Source organism: Halocatena salina (genome assembly GCF_023115355.1).
In the GTDB taxonomy this organism is placed as follows: domain Archaea; phylum Halobacteriota; class Halobacteria; order Halobacteriales; family Haloarculaceae; genus Halocatena; species Halocatena salina.
Genome location: NZ_CP096019.1, coordinates 558,881 through 579,538, shown reverse-complemented (window position 1 = coordinate 579,538; position 20,658 = coordinate 558,881). Strand labels below are relative to the sequence as shown.

Below are 20,658 nucleotides of genomic sequence, written 5' to 3'. Positions count from 1 at the left end.
TGCGTTTCCACCCAGCGATACGCATTATTCATTTATATTTTATCTTTCATATGAATTAAGATTCTAGGTACAGCAGGTTGAATTTGGAAATAGTCAACTCGGATTGGCTCGACCTAGATTTATCCGATGGACGGCCGTGATCGTCGGTATGTCCCGATCATTCGACGTCGATTTCAGCGATTCGGTCGTGGTAGTGACGGGAGCCTGTGGTGCGCTCGGAAGTGCGGTTGTCGATCGGTTCGTACAGGCAGGAGCAACCGTCTGTGGGACCGACATCGTAAATCCCGACGATGAGGAGGCGCTGCTCGACGCCGGGCACGAATCGGTCCACTTCTATGAGGGTGATTTCACTGACGAGACCGATGTCGAGCGCGTGATGGCAGCGATCACTGACGACCATGGGCGTATCGATACCCTCTGTGCCATCGCCGGTACGTGGCGTGGTGGTGACCCCATCGAAGAGACCGACGTCGAAACGTTTGAGTTGCTGTTCGATGTGAACCTCAAAACTATGTTCCTCGCAACGAAACACGCACTGCCAGCGCTCAAGCGCTGCGAAGGTACCGTGATCGCCGTGTCCTCACGCTCCTCGCTCGAAGGCGGGGAGGGCGACGGGCCATACCGCGCCGCTAAAGCCGGTGTCAGACGACTTACTGAAACTGTTGCAGCCGAAAATACGGGTTCGGTCCGAGCGAACGCCATCATGCCCAGCGTCATCGACACGCCTGCAAACCGCGAGGCAATGCCTGATGCCGATCACGAATCGTGGGTCGATCCCGATGACATCGCTGACGTGGTCGTCTTTCTCTGTAGCAGCGGAGCGAGCGTCACCAGCGGGGCGGCGGTCCCCGTGTACGGTACTGCCTGACAAATCAAACGAGCGAGTACTGCTGGAGTCATTCGCACGCTACGATCGCAGAAGGAAATAACACCATGAACGTCATTTTATCACCGGGAATAAACATTTATATCAAGATTATATAATATTATCTCGACGGATGTAGTGATAACGCCAGTTTCACTGTGATATCGCGTACCACGTTATTCATCGTCGCACTTATATGGATTCGTTCATTCAGGCAAATGTTAATGGCTGAACGAGAGACTTGGACTACACGGATCGGTTTCATTTTGGCAGCGGTCGGCAGCGCCGTCGGACTCGGGAACATCTGGCGATTTCCGTTTAGCGCTGCTGAATCGGGCGGTGGAGCGTTCCTCATCGTGTACCTGATTGCGATACTTATCGTCGGGATTCCGGCATTGCTGGCGGAGTTCGTGATCGGACGGCGTGCCAATGTAGATGCAATCGGTGCGTTTCGTGCGATCGGCAAAGGAAACTGGCGGTTCATCGGTGCGATCGGGGTGCTCGCCAGCTTCTGGACGTTATCCTACTACAGCGTCATCGGAGGCTGGGTGTTTCGATACGTGATCGGCAGCGCGACTGGGTCTGCACTCGCCGATCCGGAGGCGTACTTCGGTGCGGTATCAGTCGGTGGTAGCTCGGTGTTGACCCACGTCGTGTTTATGATGGTCACGATCGGAATCGTGGCGTTCGGGATCGAGCGCGGGATCGAGCTTGCGACGAAGTTCATGGTACCCAGTATCGTCGTGCTGTTGCTCGGACTCGCAGGGTACGCGTTCACACTTCCGGATGCAGCGCCGGGGTACGACTTCCTGTTTGATCCGGATTTCGCTGCGATCACGTCGAACCTCGCACAGATCATTCCGGCTGCGACAGGACAAGCCCTGTTTTCCTTGTCGGTTGGATTCAGCGTGATGATCACGTACGCGTCTTATCTCGGTAAGGACGACAGTCTCGGGGCTGATGGGCTGTCGATCGCCGTCACGAACACGTTCATCGGTATCCTCGCTGGGATGGTCGTGCTCCCGTTGTTGTTCGCCGGGGGGCTGTCGGTGGGCTCGGGTGCCGCCGAAGGAGGCGGTATCGGTGCCGTGTTCGTGGCCATCCCGATCGCGCTCGGTGATTTCTCGTCGTTGATCGGCCACACTCTCGGTATCGTGTTTTTCTTTATCGTTCTGATTGCAGCGCTCTCCTCCGCGATCAGTTTGTTGGAGGCCCCCGTCGCCTACGTCGTAGACGAGTTTGATGTCCCTCGGATGCAGGCGACGCTGGGAATCGGTGGCGCTGCCTTCGTGCTCGGCGTTCCGTCCGCATGGGACACCGCGTGGCTCGGCTGGTTCGACGGGATCGGCGTCGCGCTGTTGCTTCCCACGACAGTGCTGTTCGTCGTGATCTTCGTCGGGTGGATCATGGGCGAAGATGCTATTGACGAGATCAAAAAGGGCATGGCAAACGGCTCCTTCGGGAACATCTGGCTGTGGTCGCTCCGAACGTTCGTGTTGGTAGCGGTCGTCGTCGTGTTCCTCTTGAACATCCACGACCTGTTTTTCACCCTTGAGGAAGGAACGTCCATCCTCCCACCGCCATTCCAGCAATAGATTTGCTGAACAAACGGTTCTCTGGGCTTTTTTCGAGCGGATCGAGTGATCTCCCAGTCGGTCGTTACCGCACGTGATACGGTTCGTCGGAGGGGAGAAATCGCCCTAAATCTGCCTGTCGGGAGTAGTCGGTGGCTCGTAGTTCAGTGAGAGAAGCGATGAGTTGCTCTTTGTCCTCGTCGTTCCATTCGTGGGGATCGAGGATCGGATAGACGAGAAAGCCACTGCCACGGATCTCCGTGGCGTGTCGCTCGGTGAGCGTCGCTCCGTCCACCGCCCGCGCAGTGTACGTTCCGAGGACGTGTCTGGTCGCGCGCTCGCCGACCGGCAACAACACATGGGCTGAGATAGCCCGGAGCTCGGCGTCGAAAAACCGCTCCATATCCGTGTACGCGCGCTCGGTCGGATCGCCGTCGGGCACACAGAGATGCAGATAGGAGAAAAACGTCCCATTCATCGTGGGCTGCTCACCAGATTGTTCGACCAGTCCCGCCGCGGCGAGCGCGCGTTGGAGGGACAATCCAGCCGCGTTCGTGAATGGCACGCCCGTCTCGCGTCCCCCGTGAACGCCGGGGTGGTCACCGATGACGTGAAAATCGGCGTTGGCGTCCCCATACCCGGGCACGTACCGGTCACAGGACGGCGACATCCCGAACGGGTTACTCGTGCGATCGGTTACGTTTTCCACATCTAAGTAATCGCTTCCGATCGCTAAATGGTCCTCGGTTCGACAGCAACCATCACGATCGATGAGTATCGTCCTGAGAGTGGAGTATGGTCGTCTTTCAGGAAATCCTGACTGATGGCTCTCACAATGCCATTTATGTGTAAACCCTACACATAGACGTGCTGTCAGAGGAAACTCCAGCCAGTTTCAACACTCTGACACCGCAGATAGAGCAGGCCGACACCGTCGCCGATCTGCTTGATAGTTCCCGAACGAATCGGCTTCGAAACGGTCGAATCGGTGCTGGGGACCGAAGAAGCGATACGAACGAGACTCCATCGGGATTCGCTGGACCGCGAACCGCCGAAACCGCAGATCAAAGACGACGAACGATCGACTTCTCCACATTTCCTATGAATTTTCTTATATAATGTCGGTGTCTGTATCGAACAGTTTTCTGTGCGAACATAGAGACCAAACCGATGAGTGAGATAGCATCCATCATTTATCGTTCGGGAATCACAGCACACTGTTTCGAACTCTACTGCCCGTGTTGTCGGCATACCATCCATATCAGTTCGAGGAACGCACGAACCGCGTGACGTAACCAGTATTTCGACGAAAATATTATTCAATGAAATATTAGCAACGAAATAGAAACGCCGGACGCGTTTTCGAGGTTCGGTATCCTTTTGCTTTCGGTGGTGGAAACCACGGTATTCAGCCATGACGATGGACGAGAAGATTGAGGCGTTGCGCGAACGCAGAGAGCGAGCGCTACTCGGCGGCGGGAAGGATCGTATCGAATCCCAGCACGAAAAGGGAAAGATGACCGCCCGCGAGCGAATCGACTACTTCCTCGATGAGGGGACGTTCGAGGAGTTCGACCAGCTCCGGACCCACGACTGTCACAACTTCGACATGGAGGAGACTCAGATCCCGGGCGATGGGGTCGTGACCGGCTACGGTGAGGTCGAGGGACGGACAGTGTTCGTGTTCGCGCACGATTTCACGGTGTTCGGTGGCTCGTTAGGTGAGGTGTTCGCTGAGAAGGTGTGTAAGGTGATGGATCGGGCGATGGAAGTCGGCGCACCGATCATCGGATTGAACGACTCGGCCGGCGCTCGGATTCAAGAGGGCGTCGATTCGCTGGCGGGCTATGCAGACATCTTCCATCGGAACCAGCTTGCAAGCGGCGTTGTGCCCCAGATCTCGGCCATCATGGGACCGTGTGCCGGTGGCGCGGTGTACTCGCCCGCTATCACGGACTTCATCTTCATGGTCAAAGAGACCAGCCACATGTTCATCACTGGGCCGGACGTGATCAAAACGGTCACGGGTGAAGAGGTCGGGTTCGAGGAGCTTGGTGGCGCTCAGACCCACGCCAGCGAGAGCGGGGTTGCACACTTCTCGGTGGACGCGGAGAAGGAGGCGTTGGACGACATCCGCCGATTGCTGTCGTACGTCCCGCAAAACAACGTCGAGGACCCCCCCCGCGTCGAGCCGTGGGACGATCCCAATCGGGCCGCCGAGGAACTCACCGAAATCGTCCCCGATGAACCACAGAAACCGTACGACATCACGGCGGTCATCGATCACATCGTGGACTCAGATTCGTTTTTCGAGGTTGCCGGAGAGTTTGCCCGGAACATTGTCACTGGATTCGCCCGCCTCGATGGCCACAGCGTGGGCGTCGTCGGTAATCAGCCCCGAGCGAACGCAGGGACTCTCGACATCGACGCGAGTCTGAAAGGCTCACGGTTCGTTCGCTTTTGTGATGCCTTTAACATCCCGATCGTGACGTTCGTCGATGTACCAGGATTCATGCCCGGTACTGACCAGGAGCACGGTGGCATCATCAAACACGGCGCGAAGCTTCTGTACGCGTACTCGGAGGCGACTGTTCCGTTGCTCACGGTCATCACCCGGAAGGCATACGGCGGCGCGTACGATGTGATGGCCTCCAAGCACGTGGGCGCGGACGTCAACTACGCGTGGCCGTCCGCCGAGATCGCCGTGATGGGACCACAGGGTGCGGTTAATATCCTGTACGACGACGAGCTTGAGGCGGCCGAGGAGGTTGAGGAACGCAGGCAGGAACTCATCGACGAATACCGCGACGCCTTTGCGAACCCATACACCGCTGCGGATCGGGGCTACGTCGACGACGTGCTCGAACCCCCCGAAACCCGCAGGCGTCTCATTGCGGATCTCGAAATGCTACGGAGCAAGCGCACCGATCATCCATCCAGAAAACACGGAAATATCCCCTTGTAACCACCGATTTCTGGGTGGGAACCTACGTTGACGTGGGGTGCGCCAAAGACGGATCAGTTTGGAGATCATCGTTCATGGTGAGCGATTAGTGTCAAATGAGAAGTGAGAGAAAGCATCGGTTGGGAGAGGGGGAATCGGAGCGTCGGACACGGAGATGAGTGCCATCCAACCCGTTCGGGTCGATGAGCCCTGGGATGTCAGCCTTGGGGGGTGTGTCTGTACGACGCCCGATCCATGTGGAAGAGTGACCGATACCCATAAGTGTTTTGTGGCTGATCCTTGCCGCGCGCAGGTTCTCTGCGCCTAGGAGATGCAGAGCAGACCCAACTCGTCATGTTCTTCGAGACCACTTGCCGTAACAGTCGTTCGCGACCGGTTTCTGAACGTATGACAGTACGAGTGCTTAGGGTCCGTACGACTTTCCGTCCTGCGTAGCAGCGTTCAGTCGGCGGAGGGCTGCTCGAGCGGTGCTCGCGTCGTAGCCGAAAACAACGTCCTTTGCATAGGTCTGGGCGACCTCACTCGCCGCGATGAGGTTGTCGATGTCGACGTTGACGGCGTACAACTCGATGCTGAAGGGTGTCGAAAGTGCGTCGACAAACCCCTTGGCGAGGATTTCGAGCCAGTACGTGGTGGCGTACGCCGTGTCGTAGAGCGGGACGACGAATTCATCGACATAGTCGAGCGCAGCCACATCGATGCCGGTTCGTCGATAGAGATGTCCCGGATACGGGTCGGGGTACAGCGTGAGATACAACCGGCCCGGAACGCGCTCGCGGACCGACCGAACGAACGACTCGATGACCGACGCGCGCCACGCAAAGCGATCGTCGTACTCGCTGTCTGCGAAGGCCTGCTCACACCGTTGGCAGTGACAGTACTCCGCTCGCGGAAATCCAACGTCGTCCAGACGAACATCCTCGTTGACCGTAGTACACTCCTCGATCGTCTCTAGCAAGCCTCGTCGGTATGACTCGTGACTTGGACAGACGTGCGCCCAATCGAAATACGGCTGCTCGCGTGTGGCGCGTTCGCCCGTCTCACTCACCGGTACGACATCGGGTGAATCGCGCGCAGCAGCGTTATCAGCGAAACACGACACCGCGTTCACTGCATTGGGCTGTGGAGTCTCGGCCCGGCCCGAAACGGATTTCACTTCATAGAAAGCCGAATCGAACTCCGGCCACGTCAACTCCCCCTCGTTACGGGTGATAACGCCGTACATACCAGTGGTTTACGGAGCCGCCGGGTAAGTCGTTCGCTCGGGAAAAGTGGATGTGTCTGTGCGTCGACGCAATTATCGTTTCATGGCAATCGCGGCAACGACGACTGCAACCAGTGCGAACGCAACGAGTATTTTCTTGGACATCACGCTACCTGTGGGCACCGATCGCTAAATCATTTTCCACTCAATGGTCGGCCGTGTACTCCTCGAGGGACTGCTGGGGGAGCTGTTCCGTGTCATGAGTGCCCACCGGCGGACGGTTTACCTCCGCTGCAGAGGTGGTTTCGAGATTAGTCGTCTCATCGAGCGAATCGAGGGCATCGAGATCGCCCGCATCGCGGGCATCCTGATCGATGCGCATCGAACAAAACTGTGCGCCACACATCGCACAAAAGCGCGCGTCTTTGTAGTTGTCACCCGGAAGCGTCTGATCGTGATACGACTGTGCTCGTTCGGGATCGAGCGCGAGGTCGAACTGCTCGCGCCAGTCGAAGGCGTACCGTGCTCGTGAGAGCGCGTCGTCCCAGTCGCGGGCGCCGGGCAGCCCGTTGGCCACGTCCCCGGCGTGTGCGGCGATCCGGTAGGCGGCCAGCCCCTCACGTACGTCCTCCTCGTCGGGTAATCCGAGGTGCTCTTTGGGTGTCACATAACAGAGCATCGCCGCGCCGGCACGGGCGGCTTCTGTCGCACCGATAGCGCTCGTGATGTGGTCGTATCCCGGCGCGATATCCGTCACCAACGGTCCGAGCACGTAGAACGGAGCACCGTCACAGACCTCCTGTTGGCGCTCGACGTTCCCTTTGATCTGGTCCATCGGGACGTGCCCCGGTCCCTCCACCATCACCTGAACGTCGTATTCCCACGCCGTCCGCGTGAGTTCGCCCAACGTGTCGAGTTCGGCAAACTGAGCCGCGTCGCTCGCGTCCGCGAGACTCCCCGGGCGAAGCCCATCACCGAGGCTGAACGTCACATCGTGTTCGTGGAAGATCTCACAGATCGATTCGAACTCCGTGTACAAGGGGTTCTGCTCGCCGTGTTCTTCCATCCACTGGGCGAGGATCGATCCTCCACGCGAGACGATCCCGGTCGTCCGTCCCTCCGTCAGGGGGAGATGTTCCATCAACACCCCAGCGTGAATCGTCTGGTAATCCACTCCCTGTTCGGCGTGTTTTTCGATCACCTCCAACAACAGTTCGGGAGTGAGCGCCTCAACGTCACCTGCTCGCTTGAGCGCCTCATAGATCGGTACCGTTCCGACGGGGACCGGGGAGTGCTCGACGTTCATCTCCCGAATTGGATCGAGATCCTCACCCGTGCTCAGGTCCATCACGGTGTCGGCTCCGTGGTGCACCGCCGTGTGGAGTTTCGTTAATTCCTCTTCGCGGCTACTCGTCGTCTCGCTGTTGCCGATATTTGCGTTCACCTTCGTCGAAAATTCACGGCCAATGACCATCGGATCTAGCGACTCGTGGCTGTGGTTCGAGGGAATGACTGCCTGACCCGTTGCGACCTGCTCGCGTACGAACTCGATGCTCCTGTTCTCCCGCTCGGCAACCCGTTTCATCGCCGCCGTCACCTCGCCAGCGCGTGCTCGCTGTAGCTGCGTCATCAAACACCTAGTGGTATCACTTGGTGATAAATATTGCTGTGACCCAATTAGAGTAATAAATAAGGAAAAATACATTGTCAAGTGCTTTCCTTGCTCGGGTGACGTTTCCACGGTTGGGAACAGCTATAGGTTACAACCACCATTCATCGATAGTGACAGACTTCAAACAGTGCTTCGAGTGTGGGAGCGGAAACGTGACAGAGTACGCTGGCGACCAGTACGAAGATGGGTGTTTGGTGTGTGATGACTGTGGGATGCTCATCCCACAGTGGCGCGGATGACATCGGGAGTCGCGGTACACCACACTGCTCAACTGATCAGCTGATCACCTTATGATATTTGCATATCCCAACAATATAAAATACTACTAGCGTATAGTAGTTATAATCATGGATTGGGACCGGTCGCCGGGTGTGATGGATGACGGGGTGAAAGTCCGTGTGATGACGTACGTAGACGAGGAAATGGAGTGTACACTCGACGCCGAGGAGTGGGCCGCCTTCAAAGACGACACTCCAACTCTGTATGGGTGTACGTCGTGTGAACTCCTTTCTGAAAGTACCCGTCCCTATCCGGGTGCATGGAGCAAATGCCCCAGATGCAAGCGCCGAATGGCCGAAGTGAAATACATGATAAAGAAGTAGCCGAGCTGGAACGGGAGGGCAGCTATCGCGTAGGACGTTCACCCAGTTTGAATATGCTCGGCGAGATCATCGCGTACGATGGTGTCACAGTAGATACACCGCACACCGTCATCGACCACGTCGAATTTGGAGACGACGGGTTCGCTTTGTGTCGTGATGCAGTTGCGGTTTGGACAGGCGATCACGTCGGTTACGGTCGCGGGTCGATCCACGCGACTCTTCTCGATAACATCGAACTCTCGGATGATGTTGATCGACGCATCGGGCGCGATGAGTGAGATCACGTCCACCTCGTTTTGGCTCAGCTCGCGGCTTTCGACTTTCACGATGTCCTTTCGACCGAGCTTCTCACTCGGGATGTTCATACCGATACTGACAGTTTCACCAGTAGAGCCGTCGATATCAAGGATCGCAAGCACTTTCAGGGCTTGACCCCCCGGAACGTGGTCGATGACAGTGCCGTTTTCGATCTTGCTGACGCGCAGTTCGCGGTCGTTATCGGTTGGGTGATCGGTCATTTGTTGGCTCCTCCGAGTAGTAGGTCTAACAGCGCCATCCTGACGGGGACACCGTTGTGGGCTTGCTGGAAATATTTCGCGTGCGCCGTTTCGTCGACATCGGGAGCGATCTCGTCCACCCGCGGGAGTGGATGCATTACGATGAGGTCGTCGTCAGCCCCTTCGAGGAGATCCGGAGTGATGTGATACTGGCCGGCGACTTTTCGATACTCGTTTTCGTCGTGGAATCGCTCGCGTTGGATTCGGGTCACGTACAACACGTCTAACGAGGAAAGCACGTCCTCGATCTCGGTGTGTTCGCGTACGTTCGCTCCCGCCTCATGGAGATCGTATCGAACCGAGCGGGGCAATCGAAGGCTCTCCGGGCTGATGAAATGCTGTCTGGCGTCCAGTTTCGTGAGCGCGTGTGAGAGCGAGTGAACGGTTCGTCCGTATTTCAGATCGCCCATGATCCCGATCGACAGATCGTCGAAGCCGACGTTTTCTCGGATGGTGTACAGATCGAGCAGCGTTTGAGTCGGATGATGGCCGGCTCCGTCACCGGCGTTGATGAGGGGTACGTCGACGAACTCGCTGGCCATTTTCGCGGCGCCCTCGCTCGGGTGACGGAGGACGATCCCATCGGCGTAGCCTTCGATGACACGGACAGTGTCGGCGAGACTTTCACCCTTCGTGACGCTTGATGATCCGACGGGACCGAGATCGACTGTCGTACCGCCGAGGCGCTTCATGGCGGTATCGAAGCTCATTTTCGTCCGTGTACTCGGTTCGAAAAAGAGCAACGCAAGTATCGTGTCCTCATACTGCGATCGATCCGGGGGATCACGGGCGATGTCGACGGCTCGGTCAAGCACCGCCTCGATATCGCTCCGCGATAGCTCTTTCGTGGTGAGAACGTGCTCGCGACGCATTGTTCGATAGGGGGGTATGAACTGTCTTGAATCTCCCGACCGACGTAGATCACTGTCATGGGTTCTCGATCCACCCTCCGCAGGGAGCTGTGTACTAAATCACTACCGGAGAGCGAAGGCGTTTTCTCGTTCGATGTGAGCAACTACTGCTATGCAACGTGTGGATGTGGCCGTCGTGGGTGGGGGTCCAGCCGGTACTGCTGCGGGAACCGCTGCCGCCGAAAACGATGCGGATGCTCTCATCATCGAAAAAGGGGTCCCTCGAGCTGATCGAGAACAGCCGGGGCCGGACTCGACCGACGCTGCGGGAATGCTCGACTACTGGACCGATCTGATGGATTTAAACGAGCCGGTTCCTGAGTGGGTGAAATGCCGCGAGTTGGACGGGACCGTCTTTCGCGGACCGACGGAAAACGTGACGATACGATCGACGGGAATCGATAGCTCCTATCCCAACTTCGGCTTCACGTTCAATCGGGCGCGGTTCGACGACTGGTTACGCGAACGGGCCGAAGACGCTGGAGCGACCTATCGCGTCGGCAACGGCGTCCAACACGTCGATGTCGATCCCCGGGCGGGGCACACTCTCACGCTTCGAGACGGTGAGGAGATCACTGCCGAATACGTCATTCTGGCGGATGGTCCACAGCGCACCGTCACGAACCGAGTGCTCGAACCACTGCTTTCTGACGATGCGATCGATCGGCTCGCCTCCACGCGGGCGAACCACATCGCCTACCAGGAACACCGCGAGTTCCCCGAAGAGGTGTTCGATGAATCACTCCTCACGTTCTGGTGGGGATTCATCCCGGGACACACGGCCTATCCATGGGTGTTTCCGAACGACGGCACGGTTGCCCGTGTCGGTCTCACGATGCCGATCGGACTCGATCTCTCGACGGTCGAGAGCCACAAAGAGTATGCGCTCCTCCGAGAGAGCGACGATACGGTTCCTGCCGGTAACGTGTACATTCGTCGGCTGCTCGAACGCGAGTACGGCGATGAATACGACATCGACGAAGCGTTTCCGCTCGTCGAGGACCGGGGGAAACGAAACGGGACCGAAACGTATCCGATCTCCTCGACACGGCCGATCGATTCGCCCACAGCGGCGAAGGTTGCCATCGTCGGTGGCGCGATGGGAGCAACGTCGGCGTTTCACGAGGGAGGTGACCACGTCGCAGTCCGTACAGGAAAGATCGCCGGTCGCCTGGCCGCGCTCGGAGCGTTGCGCGCGTACAACTCCGAATGGAAGCACGCTATCGGTGACGAAATCCTCCGCAACGTCTCGCTCGCGGACGTAGTGCGCGGATACGAGCCGAGCGATTGGGATCGCGCGTTCGGTGTCGTCGACCGGATGTTGAACGATGGCAAATATCATACCCGGAAAGCGCTGACGTCCGGCTTGCGAGGACTCAGTCTGCTCGGAACCTACGAATGGACGAAGTTCGGCTACCGGAACCATCGCTACGTCCAGATCCAAGAGGAACAGTACGAACGGTGAAACGGCGTGCATCAGCGCGCGACGAACGGATGCCTTCGAACGCGCGCCGATCGATTCGAACGAGCGAACGGCTTCAAACGATGTGGATCACGATGCTTCGGAACGGACCGTAGCCCCTGAATCGTCGAGATCATATCGTTTGGGAAACGGTGATGGGACCCGTCGCTCGACCAGCTCGACTTCCCGAGGACACAAACAAACATTGATAACTCATTGCAGTAGTATTTGGCAGTGACGTGAGACCGATCTGGGATGTATCGGAGCGAAGCACCGGCCACCGTGACACGGATTCGGATAAGCTGTGAGCACGTGATATGACGGGGACACCAACTATCGGCATCGATCTCGGGACGACGAACAGTGCGATTGCGCACGCGAAAGATGACGACATCAATATACTCCCGGCAGCGACGGGTGACCGAACGATACCGTCGGTAGTCGCGTTCGAGGAGAAAAGTGGAGAGGCTCTCGTAGGTAGACAGGCGGTGAATCAGGCCGTCGCTCACCCGGACCGAACCGTCTTCGCCGTCAAGCGTTTCATGGGAACCGAGGAGACGATCCTCCTCGGATCGAGAGAATGTGAGTTCACACCGGAGGAGATATCTGGACTCATTCTACGGAAGCTAAAACGCGATGCGCAAGCGTATCTGGAGCGCTCCATCGAGAACGCGGTTATTACGGTGCCAGCATACTTCAACGACCGGCAGCGTCAAGCGACAAAACACGCTGGAGCGCTGGCTGGGTTGGAAGTCGACCGGATAATCAACGAACCGACGGCGGCCTGTCTCGCCTACGGGCTCCAAACAGCTCAGGACAAGACGGTGTTGGTGTACGACCTTGGTGGCGGAACGTTCGACAGTTCGTTGATCGAGATCACAAACGGCGTCTTCGAGGTTGTCGGCACCAGCGGCGATACCCGGCTAGGTGGAAACGATTGGGACGCACTCATCGTTGAATGGCTCGAAGATCGAATCGAACGCGACCACGGTATCTCGGTCGCGGACACGCCACTTGCAGAGGAACGGCTCTTCGATGCGGCACAGACCGCTAAGCACGAGTTGTCGAACCGACACGCGACGACGATCACGATCCCGTTTTTAGAACACGACGACGGCACCAGCGACATCGAGCAGACACTCCACCGCGATACGTTCGAAGAGATGACGCAGGAACTGCTCGATACGACGATCGAACGCTGTGAAACGCTGTTCGATCAGGCAGGGTACGACCGATCCGAGATCGACGAAATCCTGCTCGTCGGAGGTGCGACGCGAATGCCACAGGTCAGACGCCGAATCAAAGATCGGTTCGGTGTCGAGCCATCCAAGCGCATCAACCCCGATGAAGCCGTGGCGATCGGCGCAGCAGCCCAAGCGGCGATTCTTGACGGCGAGTTGCTCCCCGGACAGTGGTCACAGACACACCGACGCACACAACCGACCGAACTGTCACCCACTTCGGCTTCGGATAACGTGGTGTTGCTCGACGTCACTCCACAGTCGTTCGGCGTGGAGTTGATCGATAGAGAAACGTACGAGCCGTACTACCACGTCGTTATCGAACGCAATTCTCCGATTCCCGCTCGGAATTCTTATATGACGACGACTTCACGAGATAACCAAACCGAAATCGAAATACCGGTGTATCAGGGGCACAACGATCAACTCGAAGAGAACGAATTCCTCGACTCGTTCGAACTCGGACCGATCCCACAACGACCTGAAGGAGTACCGAACATCGAAGTCAAATTTATGCTTGATGAGAATGGAATCTTGAACGTAAGCGCAAGGGATGTCGATCACGAGATCGGTGATGCAATCGAGATTCAATCGGTGTTTGGCTTCACCGACGACGAACTCTCTGTCATGCAACAGAACTTGCCTGAAATCAAATAAGATACAGAGGTGAACAAGTGTGAGCATGAGCGTCAACGGGGGTGTAAGACATCCATAGTCCGACCAGCATGACCGAATCGTATTATGAGCTGCTTGACGTCAGTCCGAACGCTTCCGAATCGGAGATCCGAAAAGCCTACCGCGAGCAAGTAAAGCGCCACCATCCGGACGTGAGCGATGAGCCGGATGCTCGTCAGAAGATCATCCAAATCCGCGAAGCCAAGGAGGTGTTGACGGACGAGCAACAGCGAACCGCGTACGACCGCAAGCGCGCCTCGGGCAACGGGCGGAAAGAAGGGACACGGGGTGCAAGTGCGAGTCCGAATTCGAGTGAGGACCGCCATCAACGTGGGTCAGAGAACGATCGATGGTGGACGCGGACGCGTGCGAACCGTTGGACTCGAACACGGACCCGTGAGCGTGAACGGACTGCCAGTACCGAGCGCGTCGATCCGACGATGCGCGAACAAATCGAATGGGCCGCTGATCGACTCCGAGAGTCGACTGCGTTGTTCGTCCGGGCGATCACGGAACCACCGCCCAATCCCGTACCGTTCGTTCGAGGATGGCTCGAAGGTAAGATGCAATCACCGACCGCCATCCGACTCGGGTTCGCGGCGTTGCTCGTGCTCACGTTTACCCAGAGTCTTCCCTCTGTGATCGATGCGTACTCCCCGAACGATCCCGTGTTCGGGATGGGAATCGTGCTCGGTTCCCTGTTCATCAGCTACGCTGGATATGAGTTCGTTTCACCCCTCCCGTTCGAGCCACCAAGACAGCGCGAACGGTACAAGCCTGCTGGAAAGCTACGGCTCTGGCCGATCATCGGTGCGAATCTAGTTAGTCTTCTCATGATTGCTCTCGGCTATGCGATGGGGGCAGCCAACGGTGGAACAGGCTTTGCTCTCGCCTCAGTAGTGGTGTTTGGGGTGTTCTTCGTCGTCATTCCTTCGGTGTTCGGTAACGGATTACGGTTCCTCGTCGGAGGCAACGAAGACGTTGCTAAACACACGACCTGGGTCGGCGTCGGTCTCGGCGTGCTCACTGCTATCGTGGTGTTGTTCACCCCTATCGGCGGGGAAACGTTCCAGCGATTGATCTCGCTCGTGGGTGATCCATCCTCATCGCCATGGGTCGATCCGTTTCTTTTGGGTCCGGTTCGAATCGGAACCCTACTGAACTTCCTGCTCGGGATGACGCTGATCAGTGGCCTTCTCTGGAGTAGCGTGGCGATGTGTCGAGACCTCACTGCAGCGCCGTGGAGCGATCGGTACGATCACGGCTACCGGATCCATCCCGCTATTTGGAACGCTGCCCTTGCCGCTCCGTTCGCTGTCGTCGCGTGGATGATCGGTTCGGGAATTCATCAGATACCCCTTCAACTGCCGTTCGTTGCCACGCTCATGATCACACGCCACAGCATGGCTTCGGTCATCGTGTTGTTACCCACCGTACTCACCGGTGTGTACATCCTTCGCCGACGCGCCGAACCGTTGTTCCGAGAACGACTGTACGGCCAACAGTAGGATGGTACTCTGGTTGTGGACGCAACTTCTTAGTTCGTCTCGCCATTAGTACGGATGCGTGCCAGTAGTCCCCGCCCGAGTACATCCCCTAGGGATGCGATGACAGCGCGGCGAACCCGGGCACGCGACACACCCGACACGAGGGTTTCCCGGCCGACACGGCACACAGCCCGGAATGACGCCGGACGTTAGTGTCTCGGGTGATATTTCGTATTGCTTCTCACGGTGGGACGAATCGATTCACGACGATGAAACGGTGTAGCTATATAACAAGATAATCTCATTACTGAGACTGACGTTGATACGTCGGACCTGCTAGTCACAGGCAGATAACCCGTGGAAATAACACTGTGACGATCGATTCTACAACGGGATCGTTCCGCTTCATGATCGGCACTGGAAACTCCAGCAGTTGGGAGGTTACCTTATGCCTGTGATCACGCTGTTATTTGCACGTCATCAAGGACGAACCCCTTATACTGGTCTTGATCCTGTTGACTATCTCTCGATTCGATCAGCTCGGGTCCGTCGGGACTGAAATCGATCGTGGTCGTGTCAGAGGCACTTGCCTCTCCACTCGTCCTGAGGCGGGCGTACGCGGCGTAGGTGGTGGTTTCAGACGTCGAAAGCAGCACGGACTCCCTCACAGTGGCGCTGCGAACGATCGCCGTGCCGTCCTGCACCGCTTGGTCGAACAGTTTCCGTTCGTGAATAGTGTCCGTTGAGAACGTGGGTGACGTATCGAACCCCAGTGCAGCTCCGTATACGGTTTCGTAGGGACCCACTCCATAAACCATACTCGTTGTCACTGATGAGTCCATACCCGCTTGGAGTGCGCCCTTGTACCGTCCATCGAACGCGACGGTGAGATCGACAGTCTCGTCGGTGACGACAGTGAACGGTGTGCCGATCACTGCCGTCTGTGTGAACTCGCCAGTGCGTTGCTCCGGAACAGTGGCGTACGCTGTCGCCCTGTTCGTCGGCGTGCGTGCGGCCTGTTCGGTTTTAACGAACTGCCCGGACGTAGCCTCGATTCCCCAGCCGATCGATGTCTCTTCAATGCGGAGGAGATCATCCTCGGCTGGGATGAACGTCGGTGTCGTTTGGGAGGGCTGCAAACGAGTCCTACCACTACCAACATTCCCTGCCGTAGCAGGGAGCAGCGAGATGGCTGTGAGACCGGTAAGTGAACACAACACCCCGCGTCGAGTGGACGTCGTATCGCCCATACCCCACATGGGTGATGAGACTACTAATAAATTTTTCACAGAATTATGCATGAATACATCCCATGTTGTGCCTTACAATAGGAATGTACATACAATAACCTCCGTCAACGGTTGGCGTACGAACCGCCGCTCGATGACAACTGCTATTTCGCTCACCCGATATCGCTCGGTATGAAGCTCACGCGCATTGAGACAACGGACGGGATCAAGACGGGAGAGTACGTGGATGGAACGGTCATCACGGACGATGATCGATACGAGCCGACGGAGTACGAACTTCTCTCGCCGTGTGAACCTTCAGCGTGTTTCTGTGTCGGACGCAATTTCGGCGAGAAGGTAGACCAGATGGAGTACGACGTTCCTGAGGAACCAGACTTTTTCATCAAGCCTCCGATCGCAGTGCACGCCCCTGAGACTCCGATTCAACGTCCTGATTTCACGTCTGAGCTCACCTACGCAGGTGAACTGGCCGCTGTCATCGATCGGGAGTGCTCACACGTTCCGAAATCGGATATCAATACCGTGGTACGGGGCTACACCATCCTAAACGATCTCGATGCACTGGATCAACCTCGACGCACGGCCCGCAAAGCCTTCGATGGGAGTGCGCCGCTCGGTCCTTGGATTGAAACCGACATCGATCCCGTTGGTATCGAGATGCAGACGACCATCAACGGTGAACAGCGTCAGTCGGACAACACCGATCGGATGTTCTTCAAGCCCGCCGAAATTATTTCGTTCTTATCTGAAAGGTTTACATTCAGGAGTGGCGACGTTATTTCCTTCGGAAGTCCCGCAAACCCTGGTCTCCTCGAACCAGGTGACGAGATCGAGATCACCTACGAGGGTATCGGAACGCTCAGGAACACAGTTCAGTGAAACGTTGATTGACTCATGTCTATACATGAGTGACGTATCGCTGATAGCATCGCTGTTTAACACCGGATGAAGCGATAGTGATCCTCAACACCGATCGGGGGTTGCGTGGAATACGGTTCGATCGTCGCTACTCTTCGAGGATCGAGATGGTATCCGAACGAATCCATGCGTTCGGATTGTCGTGCTCGTACACCACGAGGAGTCCCTCACGGGTTTCGAAGCGTCCGTAATTTTCGTATCGACCGTCCGTTCGTGTGCGAGATCTTTCTTCCATGGCGTCTCGTTGGTGGCAACCGAACGGACAACCCAACACACCAACGCCGACTGAACGTCAAACACCGCCGAGACATCGCGTCAACCCATTGTCACGATGGCCGTCCGGTATCGTTGTGTACAACGATAAGTCTTACAGTTATAAGGATGTTCCTAAATTGTCTTGGATTCATTTATACTCATTTAGGGAAAATGGTTTGTTTTTGTCATAGCGATTTCTTCTGATATCGTCGTTGGGAACTGTCTCATTGGGTGTTGTCTACAACTAATGAATAGAATTCATCATTTATTATTGGTGCTGGTTCTCTGGTGTAGCTGTTTGTAGATCGTATTGTTTCCGTTGTAGCTGGCGGTTCGGTGGAGGAGTAGCGAGTCGAAAGACTAGCGGCAGACCCGGCCGAATATCTGCTGATAGCCGAAACCGGCCGGAGGCTCTGGAAGTGGTCTACCGCTTACATTACCATTTCGTGTGGTGTCCGAAATACCGGTAGTCGGTGTTCACCAGCGAGCAAAGGACCGTCTCGAAGGCCTCATCGAACGATTGTACAATGAAGGCGTTGCGACAGTGCATGTCGGCAAGCTTATCGAGGCGCTAATGCCTGTCCAAGAATCCAGCGTGAGCAACTCCACGGATTTAACCGTGTAGGGGATGTCAAGTTGTGCTTTCCTCTTCGATCTCTTTTCGGGCAGTGAATACGGCGTCCGCGTCCATCGCTAACTCGTACTCGTAGTAAGCACCACCGGCTCTTCCGTCGTTTCGTTCCGTTCTGCTGAGAAAGCCGAGCATCTTGAGCTCCGAAAGATGATCTTGGACACTGCGTAACGAGGAGAGTGGATCGGTCCCCCAGTACGTAGCGACTTGTTCGTAGGTGCTTTGAATAGTTTTCGATCGAACAGGTGTTTCCTGGCTCTCTTCTAATTGCGCGATCGCTTCGAGTATCAGCTGTGCGTGTGGTGTCTGATCACGTATCTTATTTCTCACACGTCCTCGTTGGACACGAGTCTCCGCAGCTAGGATGTGGTCGTCGGTAACGGTGTCGTCGCCGTTGTCTTCGGCGATGTCCCCGCCCGTGCTGAGAAGATCGAGTGCTTGTCGGGCGCTTCCTGTGTCCTGTGCAGCCTTTGCTGCACAGAGCGCGATAGCGCTCTGGACGTACGCGTCCTCGACGAACGCTTTTTCAGCCCGGTGAGAGAGGATCGTCCGGAGTTCGTCGGCGTCGTACGGCGAAAAGGAGAGTTCCTTTTCCATTAAGGTGCCTTTGACTTTCGGACTGAGGCTGTCTCGGAACCGATAGTTGTTGCTGATACCGATAACGCCGATCTTTGCTTGGTCGAGATGCCCGTTCGATCTTGCCCGAGGGATCTCATAGAGGAGTGAATTGACCTTCGCGAGATGGTCGATTTCATCGAGCACGAGCAGGAACGTTCCGCTGATCTCATCGAGTAACGAGTAAAACTCCTCCAGTGCATCACTCGTCGACAGTCCCTTTTTGGGGAACGTTGGAGCATCGTCGCTCCGAAGTGTGTTGATGAACGCACGGAGCGTCCCATAGGCCGAGTCGTTGTTGCAGTTGTGGAACAGAACGTGGAGTCGATCGGCTTCGTCACGTTTTTCGACCTGATATTGTAAAGCATCCATCATATATCTCGTGACGGCTGTTTTGCCGACACCAGTTTTTCCATAAATAAATATATTTGATGGGCTACGACCAAAGAGCACGTCTTTGAGGGCGTTTCGATACGCTTCTATTTCGGCTTCCCGCTCGAGAATCGTTTCTGGATCGTAATCTTCTTCGAGTACGTGTTTATTATCAAAAATCTGACTTGTTAGACCTTCGAATGGATCGTTCATGTCAGTATCTTAGACTAGGTGGGTTTTACACAGCAGACATAAATAGATACCGTTCGTCTGTTTCGTGTGTTCTCACTCTTTAAGTAGAAGACACACAGTACGTTTCGTCTGTTTTCTAGCTAGAAAACATCCACTCCGTTTCGGATGTATGGGGATCTTATTGCTGCTATCGAAAGATTCAATCACTATAGAGAGGTTCGACAGAACAGACGAAACGTACCGTGGGTCCAACCCGCGAACGAGGCAGGTCGTGAAGCAGGAGGGGGGGATCTCTTCGAGGAAGAACAGACGAAACGTACTGTGTGTCCCCCCACCTCCCCGGGTCTGATCCCTCTGGGAACAGACGAAACGTACTGTCTGTGTGCTCGAAACAGACGAAAATACCTCTTACATTCGAACAAGTCTATGCTGTATCTCTCGTCGAACACGTAATGACCGACGCGGCCGGACTCGTATTCTACGATCGAGTTTCACACGGGCGCGCAACGACACCGACAATGTCGTGTGACTGCGAGTTACCGTGAGTTGGAGCTATTACCGCTGTGCGAGACCAATGAGGTGGGGTAGTTCGGAGATGATGATCTCAGAAACACCCAACTGCGCAGCGTTTTCGCTTCCCGGTAAGCAGAACACTGGCATCTCAGCCACGACACCCGCAGTGGCACGCGTTCCGATGACACGCGTTCCGATCTCATCGGCAGAGCGCCGTCGAAACAGTTCACCAAACCCAGGCAGATCCTTCGTGAACAGCGACGAAACTGCTTCGACGGTCACGTCATCAGGAGTTACTCCCGTCCCACCGGTCGTGACGACGGCATCGACACGCTCGTCGGTCGTGTAGGATTCAACGCGCGATCGGATCGCGTCGTAGTCGTCACCGACACTCTCGCGCTCGACAACGCGGTAGTCGGCATCATTGAGCGCGGTTTCGATCGCGTCACCGGATGGATCGTCGTCGACTGACCGCGAGGAGGACACGGTCAGAACGGCCACGCCGGGATCTTCTACATCGTGGTGGTGATGGTTGTGCTCGTGATTTCTATCTGATTCTTCCTCGGACCGATCGTATGGTTGCGTTGGCATACTTCTCATTGGTGTGTCCCCTACAAGTGGTTTGATTCCGGTGACAGACCGTCCGCCATAACGGGTTGGAACTATCAACAGTGTTTTGCGTCCAGACACGGAGAAT

18 protein-coding genes are annotated in these 20,658 nt (G+C 56.3%); 9 read left to right on the top strand and 9 right to left on the bottom strand.

Annotation, left to right across the window (positions count from 1 at the left end):
• Window positions 1–148: 148 nt before the first annotated feature.
• Together MW046_RS02950 and MW046_RS02945 are read left to right on the top strand one after the other, a co-directional pair.
• Window positions 149–868 carry an SDR family oxidoreductase gene (locus MW046_RS02950; RefSeq protein WP_247994079.1) on the top strand — a complete coding sequence of 240 codons (720 nt, stop codon included), beginning with the start codon at window positions 149–151 and terminating at the stop codon, window positions 866–868.
• Between the two features lie 221 nt (window positions 869–1,089).
• Complete coding sequence (locus MW046_RS02945; protein WP_247994078.1) at window positions 1,090–2,460, top strand: sodium-dependent transporter; 1,371 nt, start codon at window positions 1,090–1,092, stop codon at window positions 2,458–2,460.
• 64 nt (window positions 2,461–2,524) lie between these two features.
• Here the strand turns inward: MW046_RS02945 and MW046_RS02940 are convergent, their stop codons facing one another.
• On the bottom strand, window positions 2,525–3,148 hold the full coding sequence (locus tag MW046_RS02940) for a uracil-DNA glycosylase family protein (protein ID WP_247994077.1): 624 nt from the start codon (window positions 3,146–3,148) through the stop codon (window positions 2,525–2,527).
• A 705-nt stretch (window positions 3,149–3,853) separates the two neighbouring features.
• Between MW046_RS02940 and MW046_RS02935 the strand changes: the two genes are divergently transcribed.
• Window positions 3,854–5,404, top strand: coding sequence for an acyl-CoA carboxylase subunit beta (locus MW046_RS02935; protein ID WP_247994076.1), 1,551 nt, complete (start codon window positions 3,854–3,856; stop codon window positions 5,402–5,404).
• A gap of 403 nt (window positions 5,405–5,807) precedes the next feature.
• On the opposite strand, the gene MW046_RS02930 is transcribed toward MW046_RS02935, so the two are convergent.
• Together MW046_RS02930 and thiC are read right to left on the bottom strand one after the other, a co-directional pair.
• Window positions 5,808–6,629 carry a hypothetical protein gene (locus MW046_RS02930; RefSeq protein WP_247994075.1) on the bottom strand — a complete coding sequence of 274 codons (822 nt, stop codon included), beginning with the start codon at window positions 6,627–6,629 and terminating at the stop codon, window positions 5,808–5,810.
• Between the two features lie 184 nt (window positions 6,630–6,813).
• Window positions 6,814–8,238 (bottom strand): phosphomethylpyrimidine synthase ThiC, encoded by a 1,425-nt coding sequence (gene thiC / locus MW046_RS02925; RefSeq protein WP_247994074.1) that lies wholly within the window; start codon window positions 8,236–8,238, stop codon window positions 6,814–6,816.
• 152 nt (window positions 8,239–8,390) lie between these two features.
• Between thiC and MW046_RS19390 the strand changes: the two genes are divergently transcribed.
• Both MW046_RS19390 and MW046_RS02920 read left to right on the top strand, forming a co-directional pair.
• Complete coding sequence (locus tag MW046_RS19390) at window positions 8,391–8,519, top strand: hypothetical protein (protein WP_282190222.1); 129 nt, start codon at window positions 8,391–8,393, stop codon at window positions 8,517–8,519.
• A gap of 108 nt (window positions 8,520–8,627) precedes the next feature.
• On the top strand, window positions 8,628–8,882 hold the full coding sequence (locus MW046_RS02920) for a hypothetical protein (protein WP_247994073.1): 255 nt from the start codon (window positions 8,628–8,630) through the stop codon (window positions 8,880–8,882).
• A gap of 38 nt (window positions 8,883–8,920) precedes the next feature.
• On the opposite strand, the gene pyrI is transcribed toward MW046_RS02920, so the two are convergent.
• Window positions 8,921–9,400: an aspartate carbamoyltransferase regulatory subunit gene (pyrI, locus tag MW046_RS02915; RefSeq protein WP_247994072.1), complete on the bottom strand. Its 480-nt coding sequence runs from the start codon at window positions 9,398–9,400 to the stop codon at window positions 8,921–8,923.
• Window positions 9,397–10,311 (bottom strand): aspartate carbamoyltransferase, encoded by a 915-nt coding sequence (gene pyrB / locus MW046_RS02910; RefSeq protein WP_247994071.1) that lies wholly within the window; start codon window positions 10,309–10,311, stop codon window positions 9,397–9,399. The genes pyrI and pyrB overlap by 4 nt, the downstream gene beginning before the upstream one ends.
• Window positions 10,312–10,462: 151 nt before the next feature.
• Between pyrB and MW046_RS02905 the strand changes: the two genes are divergently transcribed.
• The 3 genes from MW046_RS02905 (at window position 10,463) to MW046_RS02895 (ending at window position 15,236) form a co-directional block, all read left to right on the top strand.
• Window positions 10,463–11,815, top strand: coding sequence for an NAD(P)/FAD-dependent oxidoreductase (locus MW046_RS02905; protein ID WP_247994070.1), 1,353 nt, complete (start codon window positions 10,463–10,465; stop codon window positions 11,813–11,815).
• A gap of 314 nt (window positions 11,816–12,129) precedes the next feature.
• On the top strand, window positions 12,130–13,710 hold the full coding sequence (locus MW046_RS02900; protein ID WP_247994069.1) for an Hsp70 family protein: 1,581 nt from the start codon (window positions 12,130–12,132) through the stop codon (window positions 13,708–13,710).
• 68 nt (window positions 13,711–13,778) lie between these two features.
• Complete coding sequence (locus MW046_RS02895; RefSeq protein WP_247994068.1) at window positions 13,779–15,236, top strand: J domain-containing protein; 1,458 nt, start codon at window positions 13,779–13,781, stop codon at window positions 15,234–15,236.
• 437 nt (window positions 15,237–15,673) lie between these two features.
• Here MW046_RS02895 and MW046_RS02890 read toward each other — a convergent pair whose 3' ends face one another.
• The gene (locus MW046_RS02890) at window positions 15,674–16,465 is read right to left on the bottom strand and encodes a hypothetical protein (protein ID WP_247994067.1); all 792 of its coding nucleotides are present in this window, start codon (window positions 16,463–16,465) and stop codon (window positions 15,674–15,676) included.
• Between the two features lie 171 nt (window positions 16,466–16,636).
• Here MW046_RS02890 and MW046_RS02885 point away from each other — a divergent pair, with 171 nt between their 5' ends.
• The gene (locus MW046_RS02885) at window positions 16,637–17,344 is read left to right on the top strand and encodes a fumarylacetoacetate hydrolase family protein (RefSeq protein WP_247994066.1); all 708 of its coding nucleotides are present in this window, start codon (window positions 16,637–16,639) and stop codon (window positions 17,342–17,344) included.
• A 127-nt stretch (window positions 17,345–17,471) separates the two neighbouring features.
• On the opposite strand, the gene MW046_RS02880 is transcribed toward MW046_RS02885, so the two are convergent.
• The 3 genes from MW046_RS02880 to MW046_RS02870 form a co-directional block, all read right to left on the bottom strand.
• Window positions 17,472–17,618, bottom strand: a complete 147-nt coding sequence (locus MW046_RS02880; protein WP_247994065.1) for a DUF7331 family protein — start codon at window positions 17,616–17,618, stop codon at window positions 17,472–17,474.
• Window positions 17,619–18,269: 651 nt separating this feature from the next.
• A complete protein-coding gene (locus tag MW046_RS02875) occupies window positions 18,270–19,469 on the bottom strand; it encodes an orc1/cdc6 family replication initiation protein (protein WP_247994064.1) in 1,200 nt (399 codons plus the stop codon).
• 534 nt (window positions 19,470–20,003) lie between these two features.
• Window positions 20,004–20,552: a MogA/MoaB family molybdenum cofactor biosynthesis protein gene (locus MW046_RS02870; RefSeq protein WP_247994063.1), complete on the bottom strand. Its 549-nt coding sequence runs from the start codon at window positions 20,550–20,552 to the stop codon at window positions 20,004–20,006.
• Window positions 20,553–20,658 lie beyond the last annotated feature (106 nt).

What these genes read in the sequence shown, in the direction of transcription:
- MW046_RS02890 (WP_247994067.1), bottom strand. Translation starts at nt 16,465, where the DNA reads ATGGGCGATACGACGTCCACTCGACGCGGGGTGTTGTGTTCACTTACC.
- MW046_RS02880 (WP_247994065.1), bottom strand. Translation starts at nt 17,618, where the DNA reads ATGGAAGAAAGATCTCGCACACGAACGGACGGTCGATACGAAAATTAC.
- MW046_RS02895 (WP_247994068.1), top strand. Translation starts at nt 13,779, where the DNA reads ATGACCGAATCGTATTATGAGCTGCTTGACGTCAGTCCGAACGCTTCC.
- MW046_RS02870 (WP_247994063.1), bottom strand. Translation starts at nt 20,552, where the DNA reads ATGCCAACGCAACCATACGATCGGTCCGAGGAAGAATCAGATAGAAAT.
- MW046_RS02935 (WP_247994076.1), top strand. Translation starts at nt 3,854, where the DNA reads ATGACGATGGACGAGAAGATTGAGGCGTTGCGCGAACGCAGAGAGCGA.
- pyrI (WP_247994072.1), bottom strand. Translation starts at nt 9,400, where the DNA reads ATGACCGATCACCCAACCGATAACGACCGCGAACTGCGCGTCAGCAAG.
- MW046_RS02905 (WP_247994070.1), top strand. Translation starts at nt 10,463, where the DNA reads ATGCAACGTGTGGATGTGGCCGTCGTGGGTGGGGGTCCAGCCGGTACT.
- MW046_RS02930 (WP_247994075.1), bottom strand. Translation starts at nt 6,629, where the DNA reads ATGTACGGCGTTATCACCCGTAACGAGGGGGAGTTGACGTGGCCGGAG.
- MW046_RS02920 (WP_247994073.1), top strand. Translation starts at nt 8,628, where the DNA reads ATGGATTGGGACCGGTCGCCGGGTGTGATGGATGACGGGGTGAAAGTC.
- MW046_RS02875 (WP_247994064.1), bottom strand. Translation starts at nt 19,469, where the DNA reads ATGAACGATCCATTCGAAGGTCTAACAAGTCAGATTTTTGATAATAAA.
- MW046_RS02885 (WP_247994066.1), top strand. Translation starts at nt 16,637, where the DNA reads ATGAAGCTCACGCGCATTGAGACAACGGACGGGATCAAGACGGGAGAG.
- thiC (WP_247994074.1), bottom strand. Translation starts at nt 8,238, where the DNA reads ATGACGCAGCTACAGCGAGCACGCGCTGGCGAGGTGACGGCGGCGATG.
- MW046_RS02945 (WP_247994078.1), top strand. Translation starts at nt 1,090, where the DNA reads ATGGCTGAACGAGAGACTTGGACTACACGGATCGGTTTCATTTTGGCA.
- pyrB (WP_247994071.1), bottom strand. Translation starts at nt 10,311, where the DNA reads ATGCGTCGCGAGCACGTTCTCACCACGAAAGAGCTATCGCGGAGCGAT.
- MW046_RS02900 (WP_247994069.1), top strand. Translation starts at nt 12,130, where the DNA reads ATGACGGGGACACCAACTATCGGCATCGATCTCGGGACGACGAACAGT.
- MW046_RS02950 (WP_247994079.1), top strand. Translation starts at nt 149, where the DNA reads ATGTCCCGATCATTCGACGTCGATTTCAGCGATTCGGTCGTGGTAGTG.